At 65.2% G+C, this 24,495-nt stretch carries 24 protein-coding genes and 2 tRNA genes; 16 read left to right on the top strand and 10 right to left on the bottom strand.

Annotated features, from left to right (window positions below; all coding sequences use genetic code 11):
• Nucleotides 1-195 precede the first annotated feature (195 nt).
• The 4 genes from KQH53_16740 to KQH53_16755 form a co-directional block, all read right to left on the bottom strand.
• On the bottom strand, nt 196-837 hold the full coding sequence (locus KQH53_16740; GenBank protein MCB2228330.1) for an HAD-IB family hydrolase: 642 nt from the start codon (nt 835-837) through the stop codon (nt 196-198).
• Nucleotides 838-848: 11 nt separating this feature from the next.
• Complete coding sequence (locus KQH53_16745; protein MCB2228331.1) at nt 849-1,484, bottom strand: CDP-alcohol phosphatidyltransferase family protein; 636 nt, start codon at nt 1,482-1,484, stop codon at nt 849-851.
• A gap of 88 nt (nt 1,485-1,572) precedes the next feature.
• On the bottom strand, nt 1,573-2,013 hold the full coding sequence (locus tag KQH53_16750; GenBank protein ID MCB2228332.1) for a hypothetical protein: 441 nt from the start codon (nt 2,011-2,013) through the stop codon (nt 1,573-1,575).
• Between the two features lie 9 nt (nt 2,014-2,022).
• Entirely contained in the window at nt 2,023-2,508 is a 486-nt protein-coding gene (locus KQH53_16755; GenBank protein ID MCB2228333.1) for a cytochrome P460 family protein, read from the bottom strand.
• A 174-nt stretch (nt 2,509-2,682) separates the two neighbouring features.
• On the opposite strand from KQH53_16755, the gene KQH53_16760 reads away from it, so the two are divergent.
• The 3 genes from KQH53_16760 (at nt 2,683) to KQH53_16770 (ending at nt 5,306) form a co-directional block, all read left to right on the top strand.
• Nucleotides 2,683-2,868, top strand: a complete 186-nt coding sequence (locus tag KQH53_16760) for a hypothetical protein (protein MCB2228334.1) — start codon at nt 2,683-2,685, stop codon at nt 2,866-2,868.
• A 78-nt stretch (nt 2,869-2,946) separates the two neighbouring features.
• Entirely contained in the window at nt 2,947-4,995 is a 2,049-nt protein-coding gene (locus KQH53_16765) for a thioredoxin domain-containing protein (protein MCB2228335.1), read from the top strand.
• Between the two features lie 5 nt (nt 4,996-5,000).
• Entirely contained in the window at nt 5,001-5,306 is a 306-nt protein-coding gene (locus KQH53_16770; protein MCB2228336.1) for a DUF134 domain-containing protein, read from the top strand.
• A 13-nt stretch (nt 5,307-5,319) separates the two neighbouring features.
• Here the strand turns inward: KQH53_16770 and KQH53_16775 are convergent, their stop codons facing one another.
• The 3 genes from KQH53_16775 to KQH53_16785 form a co-directional block, all read right to left on the bottom strand.
• Nucleotides 5,320-6,477, bottom strand: a complete 1,158-nt coding sequence (locus KQH53_16775; GenBank protein ID MCB2228337.1) for an MFS transporter — start codon at nt 6,475-6,477, stop codon at nt 5,320-5,322.
• A 69-nt stretch (nt 6,478-6,546) separates the two neighbouring features.
• The gene (locus tag KQH53_16780) at nt 6,547-7,527 is read right to left on the bottom strand and encodes a DctP family TRAP transporter solute-binding subunit (GenBank protein MCB2228338.1); all 981 of its coding nucleotides are present in this window, start codon (nt 7,525-7,527) and stop codon (nt 6,547-6,549) included.
• 93 nt (nt 7,528-7,620) lie between these two features.
• On the bottom strand, nt 7,621-8,517 hold the full coding sequence (locus tag KQH53_16785) for a diacylglycerol kinase family lipid kinase (protein ID MCB2228339.1): 897 nt from the start codon (nt 8,515-8,517) through the stop codon (nt 7,621-7,623).
• 329 nt (nt 8,518-8,846) lie between these two features.
• Between KQH53_16785 and KQH53_16790 the strand changes: the two genes are divergently transcribed.
• Together KQH53_16790 and KQH53_16795 are read left to right on the top strand one after the other, a co-directional pair.
• Complete coding sequence (locus KQH53_16790; GenBank protein ID MCB2228340.1) at nt 8,847-9,059, top strand: hypothetical protein; 213 nt, start codon at nt 8,847-8,849, stop codon at nt 9,057-9,059.
• A gap of 111 nt (nt 9,060-9,170) precedes the next feature.
• On the top strand, nt 9,171-9,554 hold the full coding sequence (locus KQH53_16795) for a hypothetical protein (GenBank protein MCB2228341.1): 384 nt from the start codon (nt 9,171-9,173) through the stop codon (nt 9,552-9,554).
• Nucleotides 9,555-9,613: 59 nt separating this feature from the next.
• Here KQH53_16795 and KQH53_16800 read toward each other — a convergent pair.
• Nucleotides 9,614-9,691 (bottom strand) — tRNA-His (locus tag KQH53_16800).
• A gap of 235 nt (nt 9,692-9,926) precedes the next feature.
• On the opposite strand from KQH53_16800, the gene KQH53_16805 reads away from it, so the two are divergent.
• The 4 genes from KQH53_16805 (at nt 9,927) to KQH53_16820 (ending at nt 12,944) form a co-directional block, all read left to right on the top strand.
• Nucleotides 9,927-11,801, top strand: coding sequence for an acetyl-CoA carboxylase carboxyl transferase subunit alpha/beta (locus KQH53_16805; GenBank protein MCB2228342.1), 1,875 nt, complete (start codon nt 9,927-9,929; stop codon nt 11,799-11,801).
• 5 nt (nt 11,802-11,806) lie between these two features.
• Entirely contained in the window at nt 11,807-12,451 is a 645-nt protein-coding gene (locus KQH53_16810) for a DUF3786 domain-containing protein (protein ID MCB2228343.1), read from the top strand.
• The gene (locus tag KQH53_16815; protein MCB2228344.1) at nt 12,448-12,810 is read left to right on the top strand and encodes a DUF3795 domain-containing protein; all 363 of its coding nucleotides are present in this window, start codon (nt 12,448-12,450) and stop codon (nt 12,808-12,810) included. The genes KQH53_16810 and KQH53_16815 overlap by 4 nt, the downstream gene beginning before the upstream one ends.
• 57 nt (nt 12,811-12,867) lie before the next feature.
• Nucleotides 12,868-12,944 (top strand) — tRNA-Arg (locus KQH53_16820).
• Between the two features lie 22 nt (nt 12,945-12,966).
• On the opposite strand, the gene KQH53_16825 is transcribed toward KQH53_16820, so the two are convergent.
• Together KQH53_16825 and KQH53_16830 are read right to left on the bottom strand one after the other, a co-directional pair.
• Nucleotides 12,967-13,785 carry an alpha/beta hydrolase gene (locus KQH53_16825; protein ID MCB2228345.1) on the bottom strand — a complete coding sequence of 273 codons (819 nt, stop codon included), beginning with the start codon at nt 13,783-13,785 and terminating at the stop codon, nt 12,967-12,969.
• A 175-nt stretch (nt 13,786-13,960) separates the two neighbouring features.
• Nucleotides 13,961-14,638 (bottom strand): GntR family transcriptional regulator, encoded by a 678-nt coding sequence (locus KQH53_16830; GenBank protein ID MCB2228346.1) that lies wholly within the window; start codon nt 14,636-14,638, stop codon nt 13,961-13,963.
• Between the two features lie 633 nt (nt 14,639-15,271).
• On the opposite strand from KQH53_16830, the gene KQH53_16835 reads away from it, so the two are divergent.
• The 7 genes from KQH53_16835 (at nt 15,272) to KQH53_16865 (ending at nt 24,314) form a co-directional block, all read left to right on the top strand.
• The gene (locus KQH53_16835) at nt 15,272-16,423 is read left to right on the top strand and encodes a TAXI family TRAP transporter solute-binding subunit (protein ID MCB2228347.1); all 1,152 of its coding nucleotides are present in this window, start codon (nt 15,272-15,274) and stop codon (nt 16,421-16,423) included.
• 84 nt (nt 16,424-16,507) lie between these two features.
• Nucleotides 16,508-18,463, top strand: a complete 1,956-nt coding sequence (locus KQH53_16840) for a TRAP transporter fused permease subunit (protein MCB2228348.1) — start codon at nt 16,508-16,510, stop codon at nt 18,461-18,463.
• Between the two features lie 26 nt (nt 18,464-18,489).
• Complete coding sequence (locus tag KQH53_16845; GenBank protein MCB2228349.1) at nt 18,490-19,521, top strand: hypothetical protein; 1,032 nt, start codon at nt 18,490-18,492, stop codon at nt 19,519-19,521.
• A gap of 130 nt (nt 19,522-19,651) precedes the next feature.
• Nucleotides 19,652-20,968 carry an L-serine ammonia-lyase, iron-sulfur-dependent, subunit alpha gene (locus KQH53_16850; protein ID MCB2228350.1) on the top strand — a complete coding sequence of 439 codons (1,317 nt, stop codon included), beginning with the start codon at nt 19,652-19,654 and terminating at the stop codon, nt 20,966-20,968.
• Between the two features lie 214 nt (nt 20,969-21,182).
• Nucleotides 21,183-22,229 carry a hypothetical protein gene (locus KQH53_16855; GenBank protein MCB2228351.1) on the top strand — a complete coding sequence of 349 codons (1,047 nt, stop codon included), beginning with the start codon at nt 21,183-21,185 and terminating at the stop codon, nt 22,227-22,229.
• Nucleotides 22,230-22,585: 356 nt separating this feature from the next.
• Nucleotides 22,586-23,665, top strand: a complete 1,080-nt coding sequence (gene aroF / locus KQH53_16860) for a 3-deoxy-7-phosphoheptulonate synthase (GenBank protein ID MCB2228352.1) — start codon at nt 22,586-22,588, stop codon at nt 23,663-23,665.
• Nucleotides 23,666-23,822: 157 nt separating this feature from the next.
• Nucleotides 23,823-24,314 (top strand): hypothetical protein, encoded by a 492-nt coding sequence (locus KQH53_16865; protein ID MCB2228353.1) that lies wholly within the window; start codon nt 23,823-23,825, stop codon nt 24,312-24,314.
• Nucleotides 24,315-24,495: the final 181 nt, after the last annotated feature.

The following is a 24,495-nucleotide window of genomic DNA, read 5'->3' on the forward strand; positions in this document are numbered from 1 at the left end:
GCCGCCTCCCGCCTGAGTGTAAGTGCAATATAGCCCAGGGGGCGGGCCTAGGCAAACCTGGCAGGCTTGGCCAGACGGCGAGTCAGCCCAATCTTCGGCGGATCTCGCTGGCCTCGATATATAGCCGAATAAAGCAATAGCCGTCATCGCGAGGCGCGGCGGCTAAATCTGTTGGTTCTGATGAAGCTGCTTAGCTTAAAAGTGAAGAATAGGCCAGCCGCGCTCTTTAGCTTTGACGCGCAAGCCGTGGTCCGGGTTGACCGCGTGGGGGTGGCCCACCATGGAGAGCAGGGGGTAGTCCGAGTGGTGGTCGCCGTAGGCATAGGAGCTTTTCAGGTCGATGCCGTGGGTGCGGCACAGCTCGCGCACCAGGCGGGCCTTTTCCTGGCCATAGGGGCGCTGCCCGTCCAGCTCGCCGGAGAACATGCCTCCCTTGACCTCCAGCCTGGCGGCCAAGGCCAGGTCCGCGTCCAGCTCCTCTTTCAACTGGTCGGCCAGGGGCTCCAAGGTGCCGGACAAGAGCACCACCAAATGGCCCTGGGCCCTATGGTTGGCCACCTGGCGGCGGCCCTGGTCGCTGATGCGGGGCATGATCTCGTCGCGGAAGCACTCGGCGGCCAGGCGCTCCAACTCGCCGGGGTCCTTGCCCTGGAGATGGGCCTTGTTTTGGGCCGGGTGGTCGTGGCCCAGGCCCTTGGCCCAGTAGATCAGATAGCGGGCCAGGTCCGGGGCGCGCAGATAACGCCGCCGGATGAGAAAAGGCACGAACACCTTTTCCATGGAGGTGGGCACCACCAGAGTGCGGTCCACGTCGAATATGGCGGCGGGCTGACCCATCAAGCCGCGTCCTACTCCTTGGGAGAGGGCGGGGACTGCTCCATGATGCCGCGAATATCCAGCAGCACCGGAACGCCCCGCACGATGCAAAGGAACACGGACAAATATACCAGAATGGGAGTAAGCCAGAAGAACAAAGACATTTGGCTCACCGCCTCGGGACCCAGGGCGGTGAGCGCCTGGCACAGGGCGAGGCCGCCGAAGGCCAGGCCCTTGGCCAGGCCGTAGAACCCGCGCATGAAGCGCCCGGCCACCAGGAATTTGCCCAGGGGCGAGCTCATCATGCCGAAGGCGCTGTAGCCCTTGACCAGGGCGAACTCCCGGAGGCCGTCCACCAGGAAGCTGCGGATGATGAACACCAGGCCCACCCACAGGGGCACCGCGCCCAGGTGCACGAACACGATCCACAGGACGTTTTCCACCACCCGGTCCACCGCGATGTCCAAGACGCTGCCCAGGTCGGTGACCTCGTCCTTGAAGCGGGCCACGTAGCCGTCCAGCCAGTCCATGAGGTAGAGCACGGGCAGCAGGAACAGGGCCATAAAGGAGGGCGTGGCCCCGGGCAAATAGAGCAGGATCACCACCAGGATGAGCAGGGGCAGGCGCAGCAGGGTGATCAGGTTGGCCGTGGACATCATCAAGGGCATTAGAACGCCGCTTCCGTGGCAAAGAGGGGGTACGAGTTTAAGGAGAGTCTAGGGCGGGGCGCTCCGGCTGTCAACGAGGCGCGCGGGCCTAATCCCCCACCAGATGGTCCAGGAAGTGATCGCCGAAATACCACTGCACCAGGCACAGGGCCATTACCGCGAGGTTGACCAGGCCGTGGAACAGGGACAGGCCTTTGGCTCCGCCTGGGTGGCGCTCCAAATAGAGCCCCAGGATGAGGCCGAGCAGGGCCAGGATGATGACCACCACCCCCAGCCAGGCGTGGACCCCGGACACCAGCCAGCCGTGGAACATCCAGCGGACCATGATCATGCCGCCCAGGGAACCCAGGATGATGCCCACCAGGGACGCCTTGCCCAGCAGCATGTGGCGCTTGCGCGAAAAAGGCACTTGCTGGCCCAGGTGCAACGAGCGCAGGCGTTTAAGGCCCAGCCAGGCGGCGTAGAGCCCCACCAGGGTGAAGCACACCTGCCAGGCGGGGTGGAAGTATATGAAATTCATGGGGTTCATATGCGTGTCCTAGGGAAAGTGGTGCACCATAATGTAGTCGTTGTCCGCCAGCACCGAGTGGCAGCGGATGCAGTGGTTCAGCTTGCCCGAGGCCAGCACCTCGCCGTCCGAGGCGTAGCGGGCCCAGAACCAGTCCCCGGCCTTGGGGTTGTAGCCCTTGGCCTTGTACATCACCACCAGTCCCTTGAGCTTGCCCGCCGCGCTTTCCACCGTCTTGACCTCGATGGTGCCGTGGGCCACCGGTGGCTTGCTCGAATCCAGGCCCGCCTGGTTCACGAACACCCGGTTCAGGGGGCCGTGGGGCGAGCGGGCCCGCTGCACGCCCTGGTAATCGGACCAGGAACCCCAGGTGGTGTAGGGCGAGGCCTTGGTGATGTGCAGCCACAGGGCCTTGGCCTCGGGCGGGGGCGCTGAGGGTTCGCCGCCGGCGGCCAGGGCCATGCCCAGCAGGAGCGCCCCGGCCAACAGGCCCATGAGCATGATTTTCAAAGCCATCTCGCCAGCCTCCTTGCGGACCCAAAGGGCCGATGCCTAGTTCCCAGAATGCATTAGCCCGGCCGGGGCGGTCAAGGCCGCCCAAGTGCTTGGGCCGCTCGGCCGGTATGTGTACAATAAATTAGAAAGCCGAATGATCCCGGCCTAACCGCCCAACCCGCAAGGAGAGTTGTCATGTCCAAGAGGAAATACATGGTTCATGCCGAGTGCCCCGCCTGCGCCTGCGGCGACGTCAGCTTCCTGGGCCCGGAAAAGCTCCGCGAGAAGTTCATCGGCGACGAGGCCGAGATCGAGATCACCTGCCCGGCCTGCGGCCACAAGCACAAGAGCAAGGTGGAGGAGGTCAAGGAAGAGGAGTAAGCCTCTTGGCCCCGCTCGGCGGGCCGCGCCCCGGCCCGCCGCCTATCTGATCCCCACGCCTCAGCAAAGCGAGCGCTCATGGCCAACCGCCTGGCCCAGGAAAAAAGCCCCTATCTTTTGCAGCACGCGGACAACCCGGTTCACTGGCAGCCCTGGGACGAGGCCGCCCTGGCCCAGGCCAAGGCCGAGGACAAACCGATCTTCCTGTCCATCGGCTACGCCACCTGCCACTGGTGCCATGTCATGGCCCACGAGTCCTTCGAGGACCCCGAGGTGGCCGCGCTGCTCAACCGCGACTACGTGGCCATCAAGGTGGACCGCGAGGAGCGGCCCGACCTGGACGGGGTGTACATGGCCGTGTGCCAGACCCTCACCGGCCGGGGGGGCTGGCCGCTGAGCGTGTGGCTCACCCCGGAGGGCAAGCCTTTCTACGCGGGCACCTACTTCCCCAAGACCACCCGCCAGGGCATGCCCGGCTTCATCCAGGTATTGCAGGAGCTCTCGCGCCGCTGGAAGAGCCCGGAGCGGGCCAAGATGCTAGGCGCCTCCGAGCAGATCATCGCGGCGCTCAAGGGCCAGGCCGGAGCCGCGCCCGGCGAGCTGGGCGAGGCCACCCTGGCCCAGGCGGCCGAGGGCCTGGGCTCCATCTACGACCCCAAGCACGGCGGCTTCGGCAACGCGCCCAAGTTCCCCAGCCCGCACCACCTAACCTTCCTGTTGCGTTGGCACCAGCGCTCACCCGGCGGCAAGGCGCTGAGCATGGTGCAGACCACCCTGGACCACATGTGGCGGGGCGGCATCTTCGACCAGGTGGGCCTGGGCTTCCACCGCTACTCCGTGGACGCCCAGTGGCTGGTGCCCCATTTCGAGAAGATGCTCTACGACCAGGCGCTCATGGCCATGGCCTTGTGCGAGGCCCACCAGCTCACCGGCGAGGAAGGCTTCGCCACCGCGGCCCGCGAGGTGTTCGCCTATGTGCTGCGCGATATGACCTCGCCCGAGGGGGGCTTCTTTTCGGCCGAGGACGCGGACAGCGAGGGCGAGGAAGGCCTGTTCTACGTGTGGACCCCCGAGCAGGTGCGCCAGGCCGTCGGCCCCGAGCTGGGCGGTCTGTTCTGCCGGGCCTACAACGTGACCGAAGGCGGCAACTTTGAGCACGGCCTGTCCATACCGCACCTGACCCGTTCCCTGGAGGAGCTGGCCGAGGCCGAGGGCCTGGCCCCCGGCGAGCTGGCCGCCAAGCTGGACCAGGCGCGGGAGCTGCTCTTCCAGGTGCGCGAGAAGCGGGTCCACCCGCTCAAGGACGACAAGGTCATCACCTCGTGGAACGGCCTGATGATCGCGGCCCTGGCCCTGGGCGCGCGGGCCCTGAACGAGCCGCGCTATCTGGAGGCGGCCGAGCGCGCGGCGGAGTTCATCGAGGCCGAGCTGCGCGATGAAAACGGCCGCCTGGCCCGGCGCTGGCGGGAGGGCCACCTCACCGGACAGGGATATCTGGACGACTACGCCTTTTATCTCTGGGGGCTCATCGAGCTTCACCAGAGCGGGCTAAAGACCCGCCATTTGGAGCGGGCCCTGGAGCTGTCCGACCTGACCCACCGCCTGTTCGAGGACGCGGAGCAGGGCGGCTATTTCTACACCCCCGAGGGCGGCGAGGAACTGATCTTCCGCGACAAGGAGATCTACGACGGCGCGCTGCCCTCGGGCAACTCGGCCATGGCCTACAACCTGCTGCGCCTGGGCCGCCTGGTGGGCTCGGTGGAGCTGGAGCAGCGGGCCGAGGGCATATTTGCGGCCTTCGCCGGGATGGTGTCCCGCCAGCCCCTGGCCTACACCCACCTGATGAACGCCCTGGACTTTTCCCTGAGCCCGGGCCAGGAAGTGGTGGTGGTGGGCAAGCGCGGCGATGCGGCCACCGAGGCGCTCATCGCCAAGGCAGTGGGCGGCTTCGCGCCCCATCGGGTGGTGCTGTTCAAGGACGCCGGGGCCGAGGGGGCGCGGGTGGGGGCTTTGGCTCCCTATGCCCTGGAAATGGAGCAGGTGGGCACCGGAGCCACGGCCTTTGTCTGCACCGGCCACGCCTGCCAGAGCCCGGTCAACGACCCGGCTGACATGGTTTTGGATTAAAGAGTATGGCCAGACCCCGCAAACCCCGTTCCTGCGGCTGCACCTTTTGCGGCTCGGCCTATCACCCGGCCGGGGTGCCGGTGCACAGCATCGAACAGATCAGCCTGTTCCCCGACGAGCTGGAGGCGCTCCGGCTCTGCGACATGGAGGGCCTGACCCAGCAGGAGGCGGGCAAGCGCATGGGCATCAGCCGGGGCACGGTGCAGCGCCTGGTCAAGGAGGCTAGGGCCAAGGTGGCCCGCGCCCTGGTGGAGGGCGCGGCCTTGGTCTTCACCCAGCAGGACAGCGAGTTCCCGCAAATCAAAAGCTAATGCGTTTACGCCCCTAGGCTTCGGCCTTGAGAGGGCGCACCAGCAGGATCAGCCCGGCCGAGGCCAGCATGAAGCCGCCCAGATAGCCGAACACCAGGCCGAAGTCTCCCCCGCTCAAATCCAGCAGATGCCCGGCCAGCCAGGGGCCCAGGGCCCCGGCCACGAAGCCGTAGGCGGTGAACACCAGTCCGAAGATCGCCCCGAAGTGCTCCAGCCCGAAGCAGTCGGCGGTCAGGGGCACGCTGACCGAGAACAGGGTGCCAAAGGCGAAGCCGATCACCGCGGCCAATCCGGCCCAGACGGGCAGTCCGCTGAACTGGTTCAAGAGGAAAAAAGCGATCCCGGCCGCCAAAAAGGTCGCGGCCATGGTCAGGTTGCGCCCCAGGTGGTCCGACACCCAGCCGCTGAGCAGACGGCTGAAGCCGTTGGTCAGATTGAAGCAGGTCAGAATGATCACCGCGCCGGCCAGGTCCAGGCCTCGGGAAAGGCCGAAGGTGGTGGACAGGGTGATCATGGCGATGCCCGCCGCCCCGCCCAAGGCCCAGGTGAGCCAAAGGGCCCAGAAAGACATGCTGCGCACCGCCTGCCCCACTCCGGGGGAAGGCCCGGTCCCGCCGGGGCCGCTAGCCGGGAGAGGCGCGGCGGGGAAGCGCAGCAGGGGAGCCAGGGCCAGCCCTCCGGCCAACACCACCCCGGCCACGGCCAGGCATAGCCGGGCCGAACCGGCCTCGGCCAGGGCCCAGGTGAACAGGGGGGCGGTCACCGCGCCGCCCAGGCCGAAGACCATGCTCACCAGCCCGGCGGCCAAGCCCTTGTTGGCCGCGAACCAGCGCTGGGCCACCGACAAGGCGGGAATGATCACGCAGCCGCCGTACATGCCGTTGGCCAGGGCCCAGATATATACCTCGGTCATGCCCTGGGCCCAGATCAGCAGGAGGTTGGACCCCGCGCCCAGGAGCGAGCCCAGGACCACCACCCGGCCGGGGCCCCAGCGCTCCTGCCAGCGCCCGGCCAGATAGGTGATCAAGGCCACCCCGGCCAGCATGAAAAAGATGATCTGGCCTATCTGGGCCCGGCTGGCCCCAAAGGCCTCCTGCCAATGGGAGGCCATGACCCCGGGAAAGCCGAAGGCCAGGGCCCCGGGCATGAAGATGGCCAGGCAGCTGGCCACCAGGGAGCGGTATTTGGTCTCGCGCTTGATCAGGCTCTCCCCGCCGGGCCCGCGCGGCCCGGGCGTTTTTTAGCGGCCCAGCGCCTCCCGGAACAACTTGAGCATGGCCGCCGCCTGGGGATGGGCGAACAGCGGCGAGGAAGCCAGGGGCGCGGCCAGCTTCTGGAAGGAAGCCCGGTCCGGCTTGTCGCACAGGTTCATGCCCGCCTTTGTCAGGTCCGCCAGATAGCCGGCCACCCGGCTGCGGTTGTCGTCACGCTGCCAGGCCGCCGCCTGGCTCATGCACCGGGCCACCAGCTTGCGGTCCGCCTCGGGCAGGCCGCGGAACCAGGCCGGGTTGGCCGCGCAGATGTGAGCCGAGTAAACATGGCGGGTCAGGCTGAGATACTTCTGCACCTTGTCCAGGCGATAGTTCCATATCACGCTCAGCGGATTCTCCTGGCCGTCCACCTTGCCCGAGGCCAACAGGCCGGTGATGGGCCAGGGGTGGGGCACGGCCACCGCGCCCAGGGCGTTCCACAGGGCGGTCTGGGCCTCGGACTCCATCACCCGGATGCGCAGGCCCTTCAGGTCGGCCGCGCTCTTCACGGCCCGCTTGTTGTTGGTCAGGTTGCGGAAGCCGTTCTCCGCGAAGGCCAGGCCCTGGAAGCCCACGGCGTCCAGGGAGGCCAGGAACTTCTTGCCCGCCGGACCCTGCAACACCTGGTCTACCTGGGCGAAGTTTTCGAACAGGAAGGGATACTCCACCGCCCGCACCTGGGGGGCCATCTGGTCGAAGGGCCCGGTGGTGACCACGCAGAGCTCCAGGCCGCCGGCCTTGAGCTGTTGGAGGATCTGGGTCTCGTCGCCCATGGCCCCGGAGTGGAAGTAGCGCACCTGGAAGCGGCCGGGCGCGGCCTGCTCCAGCAGGGCCATGAACTTTTCGGCGCAGAGGTTCTGGGCCGAGCCGGGCTTGGTAACCACGGCCAGGCGCAGGGGCGCGGCCAGGGCGGCCCCGGCAAACAGCGTTAGGCACAGGGCCAGCATAGCGGTGATGATCTTGCTTTTCATGTTCAATGCCTCCCTAGGGTGGGGAATCATATTACGCCGGGAGGCGGCGGGACAGGAAGGGGGTTCCCGGAAAATTCACCCCGGCGGGGCGGGCTAGGAGGCGGCGCCGGCCACGGTGAGGGCGCCGGGCAATATCTCCACGCTGAAGGGGGAGCCGGTCACCGGCTCGCCGTCGGCCCACAGCTCCATGGGCCGGTCGAAGCTCAGCTCGATCTTGCTGGAGCGCAAGAAGCTGACCTCGGCCACGCGCCCGTGCTTGCCCGGCAGGGCCAGGGGCAGCACGGCCATTACCTTGAGCAGGCTCAGCGGGGTGACCAGGCAGATGTCCAAGAGGCCGTCGTCGGGCACGGCGTGGGGGGTCACCCGGATGTTGTTGCCGTAGGAGGGGGTGTTGCCCAGGGCCACCAGGAACAGGGGGCCGTGGTATTCGCCGTCGTCCCACACCACCGTCGCCTGGGGCGGCTGGTAGCGGGTGATCATCCGCATCACCGCGTAGAGGTAGGCCGGGGTGCCCCACAGGGGGGCCTTCATGGTGTCCACGTAGCGGCTCACCACCGCGTCGAAGCCCACCGCGCCCACGGTGCAATACACCCGGCCATTGACCCGGGCCAGGTCCACCGTCCGGCGGCCGCCTCCGGCCAAGGCTTTCACCAGCCCCTCGGGGTCGCGGCCTACGCCCAGCGCCCGGCAGAAGTCGTTGCAGCGCCCGCAGGGCAGGGGGGCCAGGGCCGCATCGCTGTGGGCCAGGGCCTGGGCCGCCTCGTGCATGGTCCCGTCGCCGCCCACCACGATCACCGTTTCCACGCCGCGCTCCACCGCCTGGCGGGCCAGATCCTCGGCATGGCCCCGCCCCCGGGTGCCCAGCATTTCGGGCTCCAGCCCGGCCTGGGCCAGGGCCTGTTGCAGGCGCGCGGTGGCGCGGCCCGCCTTGCCTCGCCCCGCCTGGGGGTTGTGGATCAGGCACATGGATGCGGCGTTGGGTGCGGTCAAGGCTCCGGGCTCCCGTGTTCCGCCCGGGACGGGCCGGGTGGGCAGTGGACGGCAAAAGCGAGAACCGATGCTAGCAGACCGGTAAAAAATTGACAAGAAGGGGACGCGATCTCGCAAAGAGGTTGCAACCTAGAAGTCCCATGGGGCAAGATGGCGTGACAGATGTGGAAGCCCGGCTCTCAAACCGGGTAAAATCATCCCGTAAAACAGCAGCTGAGGATTTTGGTCGGCCTGCCCAGCCCCGGCGCAGGGCGGCATGCGGCTTTCGCCCTTTAGTTTGCTCAACCACGTGGGCCCCCTTTTCAAGCGGCATGACCGCCGGAAGGTTTATGCAGACCCAAAACCGTGCCCCGGAACTCCAGAAACTGATCGAACACATCAGGGAGCTCTTCCTGCCCCAGCCGCCTTCGGAAGAGGAGATCGTGGAGGTTATCGGGCAGTACGATCCCAAGGCCGTCCAGCAGGCCATCGCCGCCATTCAGGCTAACCGGATCAGCCAGTTCCAGGTATTCAAGAGTATCGTCAAGTACTTCGCGCTCTAATCATTTGTCGGGTTTCAAGGCCGGGGCCCTAAAAACCAATAAGATATACTTGTGGAATAGGCTATTTTTTAGGTAGGCTCATGCAAACCCGTGCCCGCGCATGAGGAAGCCATGAGCATCACCTGTCAGCATCATCCCGCGAAAAACCTGATCATTTTCACTCTGCAAGGCGAACCGGATATGGTGGAAATCTTGGAGGCCTATCGCTACGCCAAGGAGCAGTTCGGCCTGACCAAGCACACCATCTGGAATGCTCGCGAGGCCTCCCTGGCCCGGCTGGAAGAATATGACCTGGAAAAGCTCAACGAGTTGCTGGCCCTGATCCAGGGCGCGGACCCGGTGCGGGTGGGGGGGCGCTCGGCCCTGCTGGTGGGCAATGAGCAAGACTCGGCCATGATTCGGAGGTTTGCCAGCCGCAACTGGCGGCTGCCCCAAAAGCGCAAGGTGGTCCGCACCATCGAAGAGGCATATGCCTGGGTGGAAAAGGGCGAGTAGGTGAGTCGGTGCCCAAAAAACGAAAGCGGCCCGTTTGGGCCGCTTGTCTCTTTCTGGGGTGGGGTGGCTAGTGGGACTTGAACCCACGGCCTCCAGGGCCACAACCTGGCGCTCTAACCAAACTGAGCTATAGCCACCACATTTCCCCGCCCGGCCTGGGCCGGTCGGAGTAGGTGCGATTTATAACAGAGCGCCCGCTCCCTGGCAAGTGTTTTCGCGGGGCCCCCATGCCCGGCCTGGCCGAGGTTTTTACAGCCTGGCCGGTAACTTGACACTCCGCGCCCCCTTCAATAGGATTAGTTGCAAACATGGGCGGAGCCTGGGCGCGCCGCCTCTGCCCCAGTCGTGCCGCCGAGCCTGGAGAGTGCCAGTTTGCAACTCATAGACATCTTTAAGAACCGAACCCGCCACCCCTTCCGGCCGCGGGCTTCCGATGTCATCCAGCGGGTCTTCGCCGACTTCCGCGATTATCAGGCCGAGGGCGACAACCTGATCCTGGGCGAGGGCCATTTGGCCGACAAGCGCATCCTGGTGGTGGCCCAGCAAAAGCCCAAGCCCGAGAAGTTCCGCTCGGCCAAGGACGTGGGCAAGCTCAACTGGGGGATGCTCAACGCGGACGAGCACTCCCAGGTGCTGGGCCTGTTGCGTAAGCTCACCGACACCGGCCCCCACGAGGACGCGGTGCTCCTGTCCATCGTGGACACCTACGGCGCGGACATCTCCATGTACTCCGCCCGGCGCTTGCAGGCGTTCTTCATCGCCCATCTGATCCGGGCCTACCTCAACGTGCCCATCCGCACCATCAGCCTGGTCTTGGGCGAGGGCGGCTCGGGCGGGGCCCTGGCCCTACAGGTGGCCGACCGCCGCGCGGCGGTGGAAGACGCCATGTACGCCACCGCGCCCCCGGAGTCGGTGGCCGCCATCATCTTCCGCGACCCGGCCCGCATCGACGAGGCCTTGCAGGTATCCAAGTCCACGGCCAAGCACCTGAAGCACTTCAACGTGGTGGACACCCTGGTGCCTCAGACCAAGAGCGTGATGGACGCCGACGGCCTGGCCGACCACATTCAGGGCTATCTGGAGCGCACCATCAAGGACCTGATGCGCCGCCGCCTGGACAAGCTCATGGATAAGCGGCTGGAGACCGCCGACGAGCTGGGGGTGATCGACCGGGGCAAGTTCTTCGAGATCAAGCGCTTCATCGAGCGGCCCCTCAAGCAGTTCTACAAGCCGCCCGCCCAGCTCAAGATCATCTCCGACCCCAGCGGGGCCACCATCCACCTGGAAGATAACTACGGCGACGGCACGGTGATCGAGCCGGGCCAGCCCCTGGTGCGCTGCGGCCAGGAGACCGAGGGCGCGGCCGGGGACGGCTGTGGAGCCCTCATCCCCCTGGAGGACTACCTCAAGAACTTCCAGACCTGTCCCCAGTGCGGCAAGCGCCATGTGCTTGACGCGGCGGGCTGGATAAGCGCCCTGGCCGATCCGGGCAGCTTCCATGAGCTGTTCCGAAACTTGAACGTCTCGGACCTCCTTCCTCAGGAGGATCTGCACGACTATTACCGCGAGTTCCTCAAGAAGCAGAAGACGCGCTCCTCGTTCAACGAGTCCCTGGTCACAGCCCACGCCACCATCTACGGCTACCCGGCCGTATTGGCCTTGAGCGACTTCGCCTTTGCCGGCGGCTCCATGGGCGTGGTCTTCGGCGAGAAGTTCCGCCTGGCCGTGGAGTACAGTCTGCGCAAGAAGTGGCCCCTGGTCAGCGTGTGCTGCTCGGGCGGCGCCCGGCTCTACGAGGGCATCGTGGCCCTGATGCAGATGTACAAGACCGTGGCCGCGGTGGAGCGCCTCAAGCGGGCGGGGGTGCCCTTCATCTCCATCCTGGCCGACCCCTCCACCGGCGGGGCCATCGCCTCCTACGCCGCCCTGGGCGATGTGTGCCTGGCCGAACCCGGGGCCCTGGTCATCTTCACCGGCCCCCGGGTGATGAAGGCGCGGGGCTTCGAGGTGGAGCCGGAGATGGTGCTCTCGGACAGCCTGGTGAACTCCTCGGGCGACACCCTGCGCCAAGACGATTACTACGGCGACATTCGCGGCATCCAGGAAGTGGTGCCCCGGGGCGAGATGCGCCGGGCGGTGTCGCGCTATCTGGAGTATTACGCGCGCATCCGGGCGGGCGAGCCCAAGAAAAAAGGCATGAAGGTCTACCGCCGCCGCCAGCGTGGGCAGATGGAAAGCGGAGAATAGGCGTCATGGCCGGCCCGGAGGACAACCGCCCCACCGACCCCAACGACAACCAGCTCTTTCGCTGGGCCGAGGATCTCCCGCCCCAGGCCTGGGACGACCTGGCGGCCCGGCCCCCGGCCCAGGCGGCCGAGGCCACCGGAGCGTCCTGGGACGGCGAGGCCTTTGTCATCCCTTTCTTTGGCCGGGCCTACCGGGTGGAGCCAGGGGCGCGGCGCATCAGCCTGCTTGACGACCCCGAGCGCCGCCTGTCCTACCAGGTCGCCCTGGTCATCCTGAGCACCCTGGCCAAGAGCCTGGGGGTGCCCCCGGCCGGGCGCATGATCACCCCCCACGAGCTTCCCGGTGGGGCCATGTTCTTCCAGGGGCCGCACGCCATCAACAAGGCCCCCCTGGAGGAGCGCTTCGGCGCGGACCCGGAGCTGCTGCGTTTGGCCGCCGCGCCCCTGAAGCCAACTCCCTGCGAGGGCGGCGACGTGGGCCTGATGCTGCCAGGCCTGCCCATGATCCCCCTGTACGTGCTGCTCTGGGGCGGGGACGAGGAGTTCGAGGCCCGCGCGGTGGTCGGGCTGGACGCCCACGCCCACCATCACCTGGCCCTGGACGGGGTCTGGGCCCTGACCAACCTGCTGGTGAGCCGGCTTACCAAATGAGCGGCCAATCCTCGCAAGGCACCGGCGCCTGCGGCCTGAACTGCCTGGTGTGCGGGCTCATGCGCGAAGGCAAGTGCAGCCCCTGCGGCGCGGGCACCGAGGCCCAGGCCCAGGCCAAGCTGGCTGCCCAGCTCCGGCTCATGGGCTCGGTGTGCCCCATCTTGCAATGCGCCGTGGCCAAGAAGATCGACTATTGCTCCGCCTCTTGCGAGGTCTACCCCTGCCGCCACTTCATGTCCGGGCCCTATCCGCTCAGCTCGGCTTATCTGGAGATGCAGGTGCGCCGCAGAGGCCAGAACAAGCCCAACGCACCGGCCGCCCCGCCGCGCGGGGGCCATGACAAGGGGACCCTGCACTAGCCATGGCTTGGCAGGGCACCGCGCCTGTGCTAAGTTTGCCGCCAGCCGATCATAAGTGCCCTCGTAGCTCAGCAGGATAGAGCAACGGCCTCCTAAGCCGTAGGCCGCCCGTTCGATTCGGGCCGGGGGCACCAACTTCTTTTCCTATCACCGCCCCTATGCCCGCAGAAAGGCGCTGATGTGTGCCATCAGCTCCCGGGGCTTTTCCTCGATTACCAGGTGCCCCGAGCCAGGGATGATCTCGAGAAGCGAGTCCGGTATGGCCTCGTGCAGCTGTTGCCCCTTGGCCTGGGGTATCCAGGCGTCCTCCGCGCCCCACAAGATCAACACCGGCATTTTGATTCGAGAATAGAGCGGCTCCACCTCATCGGTGTAGGCCTGGTCGGCCTGGGCGATCTGGCGGTAAAAGGCCGTCCTTCCCTCCTCGCCAAGCCAGGGCTGCACTGTTCTTTCCAGCACAGCCTGATCCAGGGGCTGAAAGGCGGCGGTTTGCACATAAGCGCGGACCACCGCCTCATGGATGTAGTCCGGCAGGCCGGCAAAGGCCGCCTCGTGCTGACGGACATGCAGGAAAAAGGGCGAACCCCAGGGCGCCAGGGCCACCGGATCGATGAGCACCATCTTGGCAAAGCCGCGTTGGTTCAAAAGGTGGGTTCTGAGTAAAGTGGCCCCGCCAAAGTCGTGGCCGACCGCAAGGGGGCTTTCCAATTGCCAGTGGTCCAACAGGCGGCATAGCACCTGATTCTGCACCCCCAAGGACACATCGCCGGGCCCTCGGTCCGATTGCCCGTATCCCAGGAGGTCGTAGTAATAGACCGTGAAATCCGCGGACAGAAGCTTGATCAGGTGACGGAGGTTAAAGGAAGACCAGGGGGTGCCGTGCACCATTACCAGAGGCGGGCCTTGGCCGGTTATGTCGTAACGCACCCTGCGCTCTTGAAACAGAATCTCCCGCGAAAGCAACCATTGCTCCATATGCCGCCTCAACTTGGCCCCCGCGCGTGTCCTTGTCGATGGGGGAAAGGGTAAACCGCGCCACTATATTTTAGATTATGCGGCAACCGAGGTTTTCTGTGGAGGTTGCGCCGCATGGGCGCGATCTCTCTTGCTCTGGGCGGGTGAGGGCAGGGCGGGCGTCTGCCCTAGGCCACTAGGGCTTGGGCGAGAGGCCGGGGAAGCCCAGCATGTCAAAGGTGTTCTCGCCCCAGAAGCCCTGGATGATCTCGCGCACCGAGATGAGTATGTGCCGCTTGGTCAGGCGGGCCACGCTTTGTTCGTCGCGGGCGTCGATGGCGTCGATGATCTCCTCCATCTCGCAGAAGAAGCTCTGGGGCTCGATCTCGCGGTGGATGGATAGCCAGAAGCGCAGATAATGGGTGAGCAGGCGCTCCAGGAGCACGGCGAGCTGGTGGTTGTTGGCCGCCTTGAATATCTCCTGGTGAACCTGGGAGTCGATCTCCACCATCTTTTGCTTGGCCGTGCCCGGCTTGCACTCCTTGAAGGTCTTTTTCATGGCGATGAGGCGCTCCACCTGCTGGCGGGACATGCGCTTGCAGGCCCATACGTTGGCCTGCATCTCCAAGACCAGGCGGATGTCGGTCAGCTCGCGCAGGCGGTCCAGGCTCAGCGGGGTTACCAGGAACGAGCTGCCCTGGCGCACCACCCAGTCCTCGGCTTGCAGGAGAATGAGCGCCTCCTTGACCGGGGTGCGGCTCACCTTGAACTCCTGGGCGATATGGCTCACGCTGATCACGCTCTCCGGCTCCAGGTCCAGCCAGATGATGCGCTTTTTCAGCTCCTCGTAGAGCTTTTCGTATTCCTTGGCCATGACCCCTCCCTCGATCTTCCGGGCCTCAAGCCTGCCTCGGCCGGCCCCCGCCTCCAACGTGATCTCTATTGCACGCCGTGGATATCAATAGTTGATCACAATTGCATCCCAATTTAATCTAACTCGTCGCAAAAGGCAAGAATATACCTGGCCGGCCCGTATATGGAGGCCACCGGGTTTTGAGCAAAATAATACCCTTATGAAAACAGGGAGATTGGTTAGCAAGGTATGCGCCCGGCGTAATAGATAGCGAAAAATAACGATGTTTCAATTATGTAAGGCCATTTTACGCTGTCAAAGTAAAATCATGGAAAAACGTACTAAGAGCCGTACGATTTGGCTTGACACTTTAAATTAAATTGAATTATGTATGTATCCATGTTTGATTAAGCCGTGATCAATCGGTGCTCAGACGGGGGCCGTGGCGGTTCACCCCGCGAGATAAAGGCTCCCGGCGCGCATATGAAGCCGATTTGTCTGGCCAAACGCGCATGGAACGGCTATGGATGCCGAGTAGTGAGTCACCACCGGGGGGGCGGCGAGGGAGCACCCCGCCGCCCTTTCGCGGACAAGGGCTCTCAACCGATTTGACCCAAACCGTGTGCACAGCCTATTTCATTGTGGAGGTTTAGTATGAGGCTATCGCTCAAGTCGTTCACCGTTTTGGCCGCCGCGGCCGTCTTCGCCTTGTCGGCTACGGTCGCCACCGCCGCCAAGCCCAAGGAAGTGTCCCTGGTGTCCTGGGGCGTGGGCTCCATGTTCTATTCCATGAGCTCCGCCGTGGCTAACGCGGTCAAGCAGAAGAGCGGCATCAAGACCAATATCATTCCTTCCAGCAACGACACCGGCCGCATGCTGCCGGTGAAGACCGGCGAGGCCCAGATGTTCATCGCGGCGGCCTCCACCGGCTGGCTGGGCACCCGCGGCGCGGGCATGTTCTCTAACCCGCAGTGGGGCCCCCAGAAGCTGCGCATCGCCTGGCGGGGCGGCGCCTACTACACCGCCTTCTGGAGCCGGGGCGATTCCGGCCTGAGCAACCTGACCCAGGTCAAGGGCATGCGCGTGGCCCAGGTGCCCGGCTCGCCCACCCTCAACTGGCTGCTCCAGGGCGCCGTGGCCTTCGGCGGCTACGACATGGCCCAGGTCAAGACGGTCAACATGTCCGGTTACGGCCCGGCCTGCAAGGCGGTGATCCAGGGCTCGCTGGACCTGTTCGTGAGCAGCACCACCAGCGGCTACGTGCGTGAGTGCGCGGCCAAGCCCGGCGGCATCGCCTGGATGAACCTGGACCCCAACGACAAGGCCGCCTGGCAGCGCCTGTGGGGCTTCGCTCCCTGGGCCGGCTACGGCACCCCCAAGGTCTACGCGGGCATGGACAAGGGCGTGAAGCCCTTCACCGCGCTCAAGTACGCCGCCTTCTTCTGGAGCTACGACAACATCGACGAGGAGACGGTCTACCAGTACGCCAAGGGCATCTGGGAGAGCTACGACCTGTACAAGGACAAGCACCCCCGCCTGGCCGACTGGAGCCACAAGTCCGCCGCGGACCTGAACACCCTCATCTTCCCCTTCCACCCCGGCCTGATCAAGCTGCTCAAGGAAAAGGGCGTGTGGACCCCCGAGCATGAGAAGTTCCAGCAGACCCAGCTGAAGAACGAGGCCGCTCGCCTGGTCCTGTGGAAAGAGGCCACCGCCAAGGCCGACAAGAAGGGCGTCAAGGTCGGCAGCCCCGAGTTCGGCAAGCTGTGGAAGGAAATGCTCCTCGCCGCGAACCTGTACCGTTAAAACCATCCCCGGGGCGGCGGGCGCTTGGTCCGCCGCCCCGGACCGAACTGTTCACCCCGGCCCCAGTATGCTTCGGGAGACGTGATGTCCACTGAGCTTGCCGCCTCCATGGTCCCCAAATACCGGCCCCTGAAGGGCCTGGTCCGGGCATACATGCTTTTTGCCTCGGTCTTGGCCATGGCCTCGGCCATTTTTTACAATTTTTACTTCAGCATCGACGGCTGGACCTTCCCCAGCAACGGATACCTCTATTTCCTGCTGGCGTTGTACCTGCCCCTGGTCTATTTGCTGTTCCCGCCGGTGAAGACCGCCAAGGCCGTGGCCCGGGTGCCTTGGTACGACTATCTTATCTCTCTGGCCATCCTGGTCTCGGGCATGTATTGCTTTGCCAACGCCATGGAGATGCGCACCATGGGCTGGGAGATCCTGGCCCCCTGGCCGGCCAAGATCGCCTGCCTGATCATCCTGCTCTCGGTGCTGGAGGCGGCCCGGCGGGCCAGCGGCATGGCCTTTTTCATCGTGATCATCTTCTTCGCCTCCTATGCCCTCTACGCCAACTACATGCCCTCGTTCCTGCACGGCAAGGGCTACGGCTTCTGGCGAGTGGTCACCTTCCACGTCATGGGCCCCGAGAGCATCATCGGCATCCCCATGCGCACCACCGGCTCCATCCTCATCGGGTACATGATCTTCGCCGTGGCCCTGATGCACACCGGAGCGGGCAACTTCTTCCTGGACATCGCCCAGAGCATGTTGGGCACGGTGCGCGGCGGGGCGGCCAAGGTGAGCATCCTCTCCAGCGCCTTGATGGGCTCCATCAGCGGCTCGGTGATCTCCAACGTGCTCTCCACCGGCTCCTTCACCATCCCGGCCATGAAGCGCTCGGGCTACCCCGCCTACTTTGCCGGCGCGGTGGAGGCCTGCGCCTCGGCCGGCGGCACCATGATGCCCCCGGTCATGGGAGCCACCGCCTTCGTCATGGCCGAGATGCTGCAAGTGCCCTACCTGACCATCATCATGGCGGCGATCATCCCCTCGATCCTCTACTTCTCCTGCCTCTTGTTCCAGGCCGACGCCTACGCCGCCCTGCACGGCATCAGGGGGCAGGCCAAGAGCGAGTGTCCGCCCTTCTGGTCGGTGATGAAAACCGGCTGGCAGTATCTGCTGGCCATCTTCATCCTCATCTACATGGTGGTGGCCATGTCCATGGAGGCCCAGGCCGCCTGGGTGGCCACCGCGGTGTTGATCGCGGTCTCCAGCTTCCGCAAGGAGACCCGCCTGAACTGGACCAAGTTCCTGGACTTCATCGAAGGCACCGCTAAGTTCATGGCCGAGATCACCGCGATCCTGGCCGCCTGCGGCCTCATCGTGGGAGCCATGGTCTTCACCGGCGTGGCCACCTCCTTCGCCTCGGAGGTGGTGTCCTTTGCTGGCGACAACGCCTTTTTGATTCTGGTGCTGGGCGCCTTCTCCAGCTTCATCCTGGGCATGGGCATGTCCATCACCGCCTGCTACATCTTCCTGGCCATCGTCATGGCCCCGGCCCTGATCAACATGGGCTTCGAGCCTCTGGCGGTGCATTTGTTCGTGCTCTACTGGGGCATGGCTTCCTACATCACCCCGCCGGTGGCCATGGGCGCCTTTGCCGCGGCCACGGTGGCCGGCTCCAGCCCCATGAAGACCGCCTTGCAGGCCATGCGCCTGGGGGTGGCCAAGTATTTGCTGCCCTTCTTCTTCGTGCTCAACCCCGCCCTGATCTGGAAAGGTCCCTGGCACGAGGTCCTGCTCTCGTTCCTCTCCTGCCTGGTGGGAGTGGCCTGCCTCGGCGGGGCCCTGGAGGGCTATTTGTTCGGGCTGGGCCGGGTCAACTACCTGGTCAGGGTCTTCGTCTTCGCGGGCGGCGTCATGCTGGGCGTGCCCTCCATCAAGACCGACCTCTTCGGCATCGCCCTGTTGGGCATGGGCCTGGTGCTTTGGTACTTCTTCGATAAAAACCGCAAGGCCCCGCTGAACCCGGGGACCGCCGGCGGCCGGGCCTAGGCCCGGGGCCAAGATTGGATAGTCCCATGGACCAAATGAACAAGAAAGAGCGCGTGCTGGCCACGGTGGCTGGCCAAGAGGTGGACCGGGCCCCGGCCTGCTACTTCAACCACATGGCCCACACCGAGCGCTCCCCCGAGGCCATCACCGGCCGTATGCTCACTGAGTACTGGCTCTATGACTGGGATTTCATCAAGCTCATGGCCCGGCCTTCCTATTACGGCGAGGCCTGGGGCGCGGACTACACCTGGAACCCGGCCGATCCCAATGGGATGCCCATGCTCACCGAACCTTTCCTCAAGACCCCGGCCGACCTGGCCAAGCTGCCGCCCCTGGCGGGGGACTTCGGCCCCTTTGCCGAGCAGCTCAAGGCGGTTCAGTGGGTCAAGGAGGGGCTCAAGGACGAGGCCTTCTTCGTGATGAGCCTGTTCAACCCCCTTAGCATCGCCAACCGCATGATGGGCGCGGTATTCGGCAACCCGGACGAGGCCAAGCCCATGAAGGACATGATCGCCCAGGATCCCGACGCGGTGCATAAGGGGCTGGCCACCATCACCGACACCCTGGTGGACTTCACCCGCCACATCATCCGGAACGGGGCCCACGGGGTGTTCATGACCAGCACGGTGTGGACCTACGACTTCTTTGACGAGGAGTCCTACGAGGAGTTCGGCAAGCAATACGACCTCAAGGTGTACGAGGCCGCCCGCGAGGAGGGCGCGGTCTTGAACGTGCAGCACGTATGCCGCGACAACATCATGCTCAAGGTCTTCGCCGACTACCCGGTGGAGGTGATCTCCTACGAGTCCACCAACCCGCGCAACCCCAGCCTGAGCGAGGCGCGGGGCGTGGTCAAGCAGGCCCTGTGGGGCGGGCTGGACCAGCGCCAGGTGCTGCCCGAGGGCACCCCGGAGGACGTGGCCGCCCAGGTGCGCCAGTGCCTGGACGAGACCCAGGGCAAGGGCATCATCGTGGGGCCCGGCTGCACGGCCAACCGCCACGTGCCCGAGGAGAACCTGAGGGCGGTGGTCCCGGCCATCCAGGCCTGGTTCGCCTGATCCCCGGCCCGGCGGGCCCGCGCCCGCCTGCTCGTACATGCCCCTCGCGGCCCGGCCCACGCCGGGACGCCACGCCCCGGCCTTGGCCGGCCGGGGAGGGGACTGCCTGGTGTTTGGGAGTTAGCAAAAAATGGCTTACACCATTAAAGATGTTCTGCGCTTGGAAGTGGCCCCGGCCTTGGGCTGCACCGAGCCGGTGGCCGTGGCCTTGGGCGCGGCGGCGGCAGCTTCGCTGTTGCCCGGCGGCGAGGTCGAGTCCATCGAGGTTTCCCTGGACCCCAATGTCTATAAAAACGGCCTGGCCATCTCCATTCCGGGCTCCAACGGCGCCACCGGCCTGGACACCGCCGCCGCCTTGGGCGCCCTGGCGGGTAACCCCCACATGGGCCTGGAGGTGCTGGCCCCGGTGAGCGAGCCCGACCTGGAGCGGGTGCAGAAGTTCCTGGAAGAGAAGCGGGTCAAGCTCAAGGTGCTGGACCCCGGCGGCCTGCGCATCGAGACCACGGTGCGCGCGGACGGCCACGAGGCCCGTTCGCTCATCACCCACCTGCACGACAACATCGTGGGCCTGTGGCTGGATGACGAAAAGCTGGAAAACCACGCCCTGCTTTCGCCCCAGGGCGTGGGCGGGGTCAGCCCCATGGCCGAGTTGGAGGACTGGCTGCGCGGCCAGAGCTTGGAGCAGCTCCTGGCCCTGGTGGAGGGCTTGGACCAGGAGGACCTGGATTTCCTCAAGCAGGGCATGGAGCACAACCTGCGCCTGGCCAACTACGGGCTCAAGCACGGCCCCGGCTTGGCCATCGGGCGCACCCTGGAGCGCATCGTGCGCCAGGGGCTCTTGAAGCGAGACATGGCCCTGGCCGCCCGCATTCTTACCTCGGCCGCGGCCGACGCGCGCATGGCCGGCATCAAGCTGCCCGCCATGTCCTCGGCGGGCAGCGGCAACCACGGCCTCACCGCCATCCTGCCCCTGGTGGCGGTCAAGGAGTTCATCAACTGCGATGAGCGCACCTTGTTGGAGGCCATGGGCTTCAGCCACGTGATCACCGCCTACATCAAGGCCTTCACCGGCCGCCTCTCGGCGGTGTGCGGCTGCTCGGTGGCCGCCGGGGCCGGGGCCACCAGCGCGGTCACCTACATGCTCGGCGGCCAGACCAAGCACATCGCCGCGGCCATCAAGATACTCACCGGCGACCTGGCCGGGGTGATCTGCGACGGGGCCAAGACCGGCTGCGCCATCAAGCTGGCCACCGCCGCCGGCTCGGCGGTGCAGGCGGCCCTGTTCTCTTTGCACGGCGTGGAAGTGGACCCCATCCAGGGCATCATGGGCCTCACCATGGAAAAGACCTCCGAGAACCTGGGCGCGCTGAGCACCCAGGGCATGGTGGAGACCGACCGCACCATCCTCAAGATCATCATGGACAAGCACTTCTCGTTGGAAGAGTAGGGCTCGGGCGGCTCCTCTTGGGGCCGCCCACCCTCGCACCAAGGCATTGACCCGGACGGTCAGTTCGGGATACCATTTGATTTAATTAGAAAAACTAATTTGCATCCTATCGGGGGCGCCTCCAAGGGGGGCTGGCCGCCCAGCCGTGGCGCACCCGGCCACAAAGGTCCGTGATTGTGACCGTGAGGGGCACCCATGCCCCGAGGGGGTGATCATGGAAAAGGAAGCAAAGAGGTGTCTGGAGGCGGGGACGATCCAGCACAGGAACGTTCCCGACGCCTGGCAAACCAAGACCCAGGAGTTGGTGGGCCTGCCTTTCCCCTGGCCTTGGTTGTTTATCGCCGCCATTTTATTCGGGGTTGCCTTGGCTCTGGCCTATCAGGAGCCGATCAACGAAAAGCTCATTCGCCTTTATGGCATCCTGTGCATACTCATCGCCGGGCTGGCCAACGCGGTGGTGTTCTTCGAGATGCTGGTGGACGAGGCGGCGGACACCTGGCCCAGCCTCCTGGAAGAGAAAAAGGAGGTGGCCAACGCCTGGATTTCGCTTTGGTACGATCGGATGTTCTGGTCCTCCAAAAACATCTGGTGCGCCCTGGCAATGATGCTGCTCCTGGCCCGTTCCAACTACGCCACGGTCGAATCCTTTCACCTGGAGCACCTGAGCACCATCATTTACACTTACCTGCTGCTCTTCATAATGAGCTTCATGTCCGGCTCCACCCTGTGGGTCATGCTGTGCATCGCGCGCATGTTCTGGTCTCTGGGCAGGGCCGTGAGGATAAGACCTTCCATTTTCGATACCCGCACCAGCGTATTGCGAGCGGCCTCCTCGGTCATGTTCAAGGTATCCCTGGTGGGCGCGGGCCTGTACTTGTTGGGGCTGTCCATTATCTATTTCTGCAAGACCCAGCTTGATGGCCACCAGCTTTTTCTGTTGGTGTTCTTCGGGATTTTCATCCTGGGCTACTTCATCGTGCCGCAACGCAACATCCACAAGGCGCTGGTGGAGATCAAGCGCTCCCACCTCAGCAAGCTGGTGGTTCAGATAGAGCGCTACTTTACGGCAGTCACCGAAGACCCCACCAAGGAGAACATAGACAAGCTCCACGACTTGTTCGGGGTGCAGGCAGTGCTCAACAGCAAGACCGTTTTCCCCTCGGGCCTGGCAGAGTTGCTTAGCCTCATAGGCTCCATATTCATCCCGCTTCTGGCCTTGCTTTATGAAGTCATGTCCAAGCAGGGAGGGGTTTTCAAATGAATGGCCAGAGAGCGTCCCTAGGCTGCGGCCTTTGGCCTTGCGGTTGGCGCTGTTTGGGGCTATGATTCCTCCTGTATACAGAAGGCCACGCTCACGCGGCGGAGAGACATGATTCACTTGCGGGGACAATTTGCACTTAGCAGCGCCAACCAGGGCGCGGCGTCCCGCTGTGCCTCGTATCTCTATTATTATTATTACGCCCCCGTCACCCGGACGGTGAGCAAGCGTGGAGCGCCCCAGGCCTAGCACCTGAACCAATACCAGGCACCACAGCCCACCGTCCCCCGGACGGTGGGTTTTTTATTTTGGGCCAATTACGGCCCGGCCCCAAACGGCCAAGGAAAAGGAAGCAACCAATGATCATCCAATTGAAGGCAAGCGCGAGAAGCGGCGGACTGGAAAAACTGGTCTCCCAACTGGCCGGGGACGGGGTTCCCCGGGAGCGGCTGGACATCTTCTCCGGCGACACCTACACCTTGGTGGGCATCAAGGGGGACGCCAGCAAGCTGAACCTGGACAAGTACCAGGCCCTGGACTACGTGCTCACCGTGCACCGCATCTCCGACCCCTTCAAGGAGCTGAGCCGCCAGTTCCACCCGGACGACACCGTGGTGGAGCTAAGGAACGGGCATCGGGTGGGCAAGGACCTGAGCATCATCGCCGGGCCCTGCGCCATCGAGAGCCGGGAGCAGCTTTTCCGCACCGCCGAGCTGGTGGCCGCCGCCGGGGCCAACATCCTCAGGGGCGGGGCCTTCAAGCCGCGCACCATTCACCGCAGCTTTCAGGGCCTGGGCGAGGAGGGGCTCAAGCTCCTGGCCGAGGCGCGCGAGGCGGTCGGCCTGCCCGTGGTCTCGGAGATCATGGACGCCCGCGACATCCCCCTGTTCCTGAAGTACGACATCGACATCTGGCAGGTGGGGGCGCGCAACTGCCTGAACTACACCTTCCTGGACGCCCTGAGCCAGGTGCCCCATCCCAAGCCGGTGCTGCTCAAGCGGGGCGACCACGTGTCCGTCAACGAGTTGTTGGGCGCCGCGCTTCGGCTCTACGAGGGCAACCAGGAGGTGATTCTTTGCGAGCGCGGCGACAAGACCGCCGACCGGGTGCACCGCAACGTGCTCAACCTGAACAACGTCTCCTACCTCAAGCACCACTACCATTTGCCGGTGATCGTGGACCCCAGCCACGGCACCGGGGTGCGTGAGCTGGTGGTGGACCTGGGCATGGCCGGGCTGGCCGCCGGGGCCGACGGCCTGATTGTGGAGGTGCATCACCAGCCGGAAAAGGCCCTGTGCGACGGAGCCCAGAGCCTGAACCAGGAGTTCGGGGACATGGTGCCCCTGGCCTCCACCATCTGGCAAGCGCGGGCCGCCCTGGGCGCGAGCCAGGCCGCCCAGTGCGCCGCCCTGGGCTCGGCCGCCGCCTGCTGCGCCTGAGGCCGCCAGCCCTTCTTGGGCCGCGTCCCGGCCGGGTCCTCGTGGGCCCGGCCGGGCTTCCTTGCCTATATGCCTTGCCTCCCGCCGGGCTTTGCCCTGAGAATGTAAGCAGGGTCCGGCAAGTTACTTGAACAACCAACCGGAGGATTATCGCGTGATGAAAACATCGCGTGGCGTGCTGTCTTCTCTTTGGGGCCGCGGGCGGCTGGTGTTGCCGCTCTTGGCCGCGTCCCTGCTCTTGGTGCTGGCCTGCGCCCCCGCCTACCTGGACCCGGGCCCCAACCCGGCCAAGGTGACGGTCAAGGTGCAGGCCAAGTCCACCGCCGAGGTGCGCTCCGCCCGGCGCTACGACTCCACCCCCACCTGGTTCTGGGGGCTCTACGCGGAGCAGGCGAGCGGCGGCCGCATGCCTTATCCGCCCCTGGGCGGAGGGATGCAGCCCAACCAGGTGGCCAAGGAATTGAACCAGGAGGTCACCTTCCTGCTGCCCCCGGGCAAGCAACGGGTGCTCCTGCGCCTGGAGGCCGATATGGAAGTGCCCGACTCCGAGGGCTCCAAGATCGTGGCCGTGGCTGCTTTCGAGGAAACCTTGAACCTGGACCTGAAGCCCGGGCAGAGTCTGCGCCTGGAACGCCGCTTCGGCTATTAGAGCGCGCCGGCGCGCGGCGGGGTCACGGTAGAGCAATGAAATCAGAGCCGCCCCATTGGGGGCGCACCCGTGGTACAACAACAACACCTGGCCGGAGAAACCAAAACCTGCCCTGATCGCCCGGTAGGGTCCAGGCGGGACATTTGCAACCGGGGTCCGCCTCCGGTCTTTTCGCCGAAAA

The sequence above is a fragment of the Desulfarculaceae bacterium genome, from assembly GCA_020444545.1.
Lineage (GTDB): Bacteria > Desulfobacterota > Desulfarculia > Desulfarculales > Desulfarculaceae > Desulfoferula.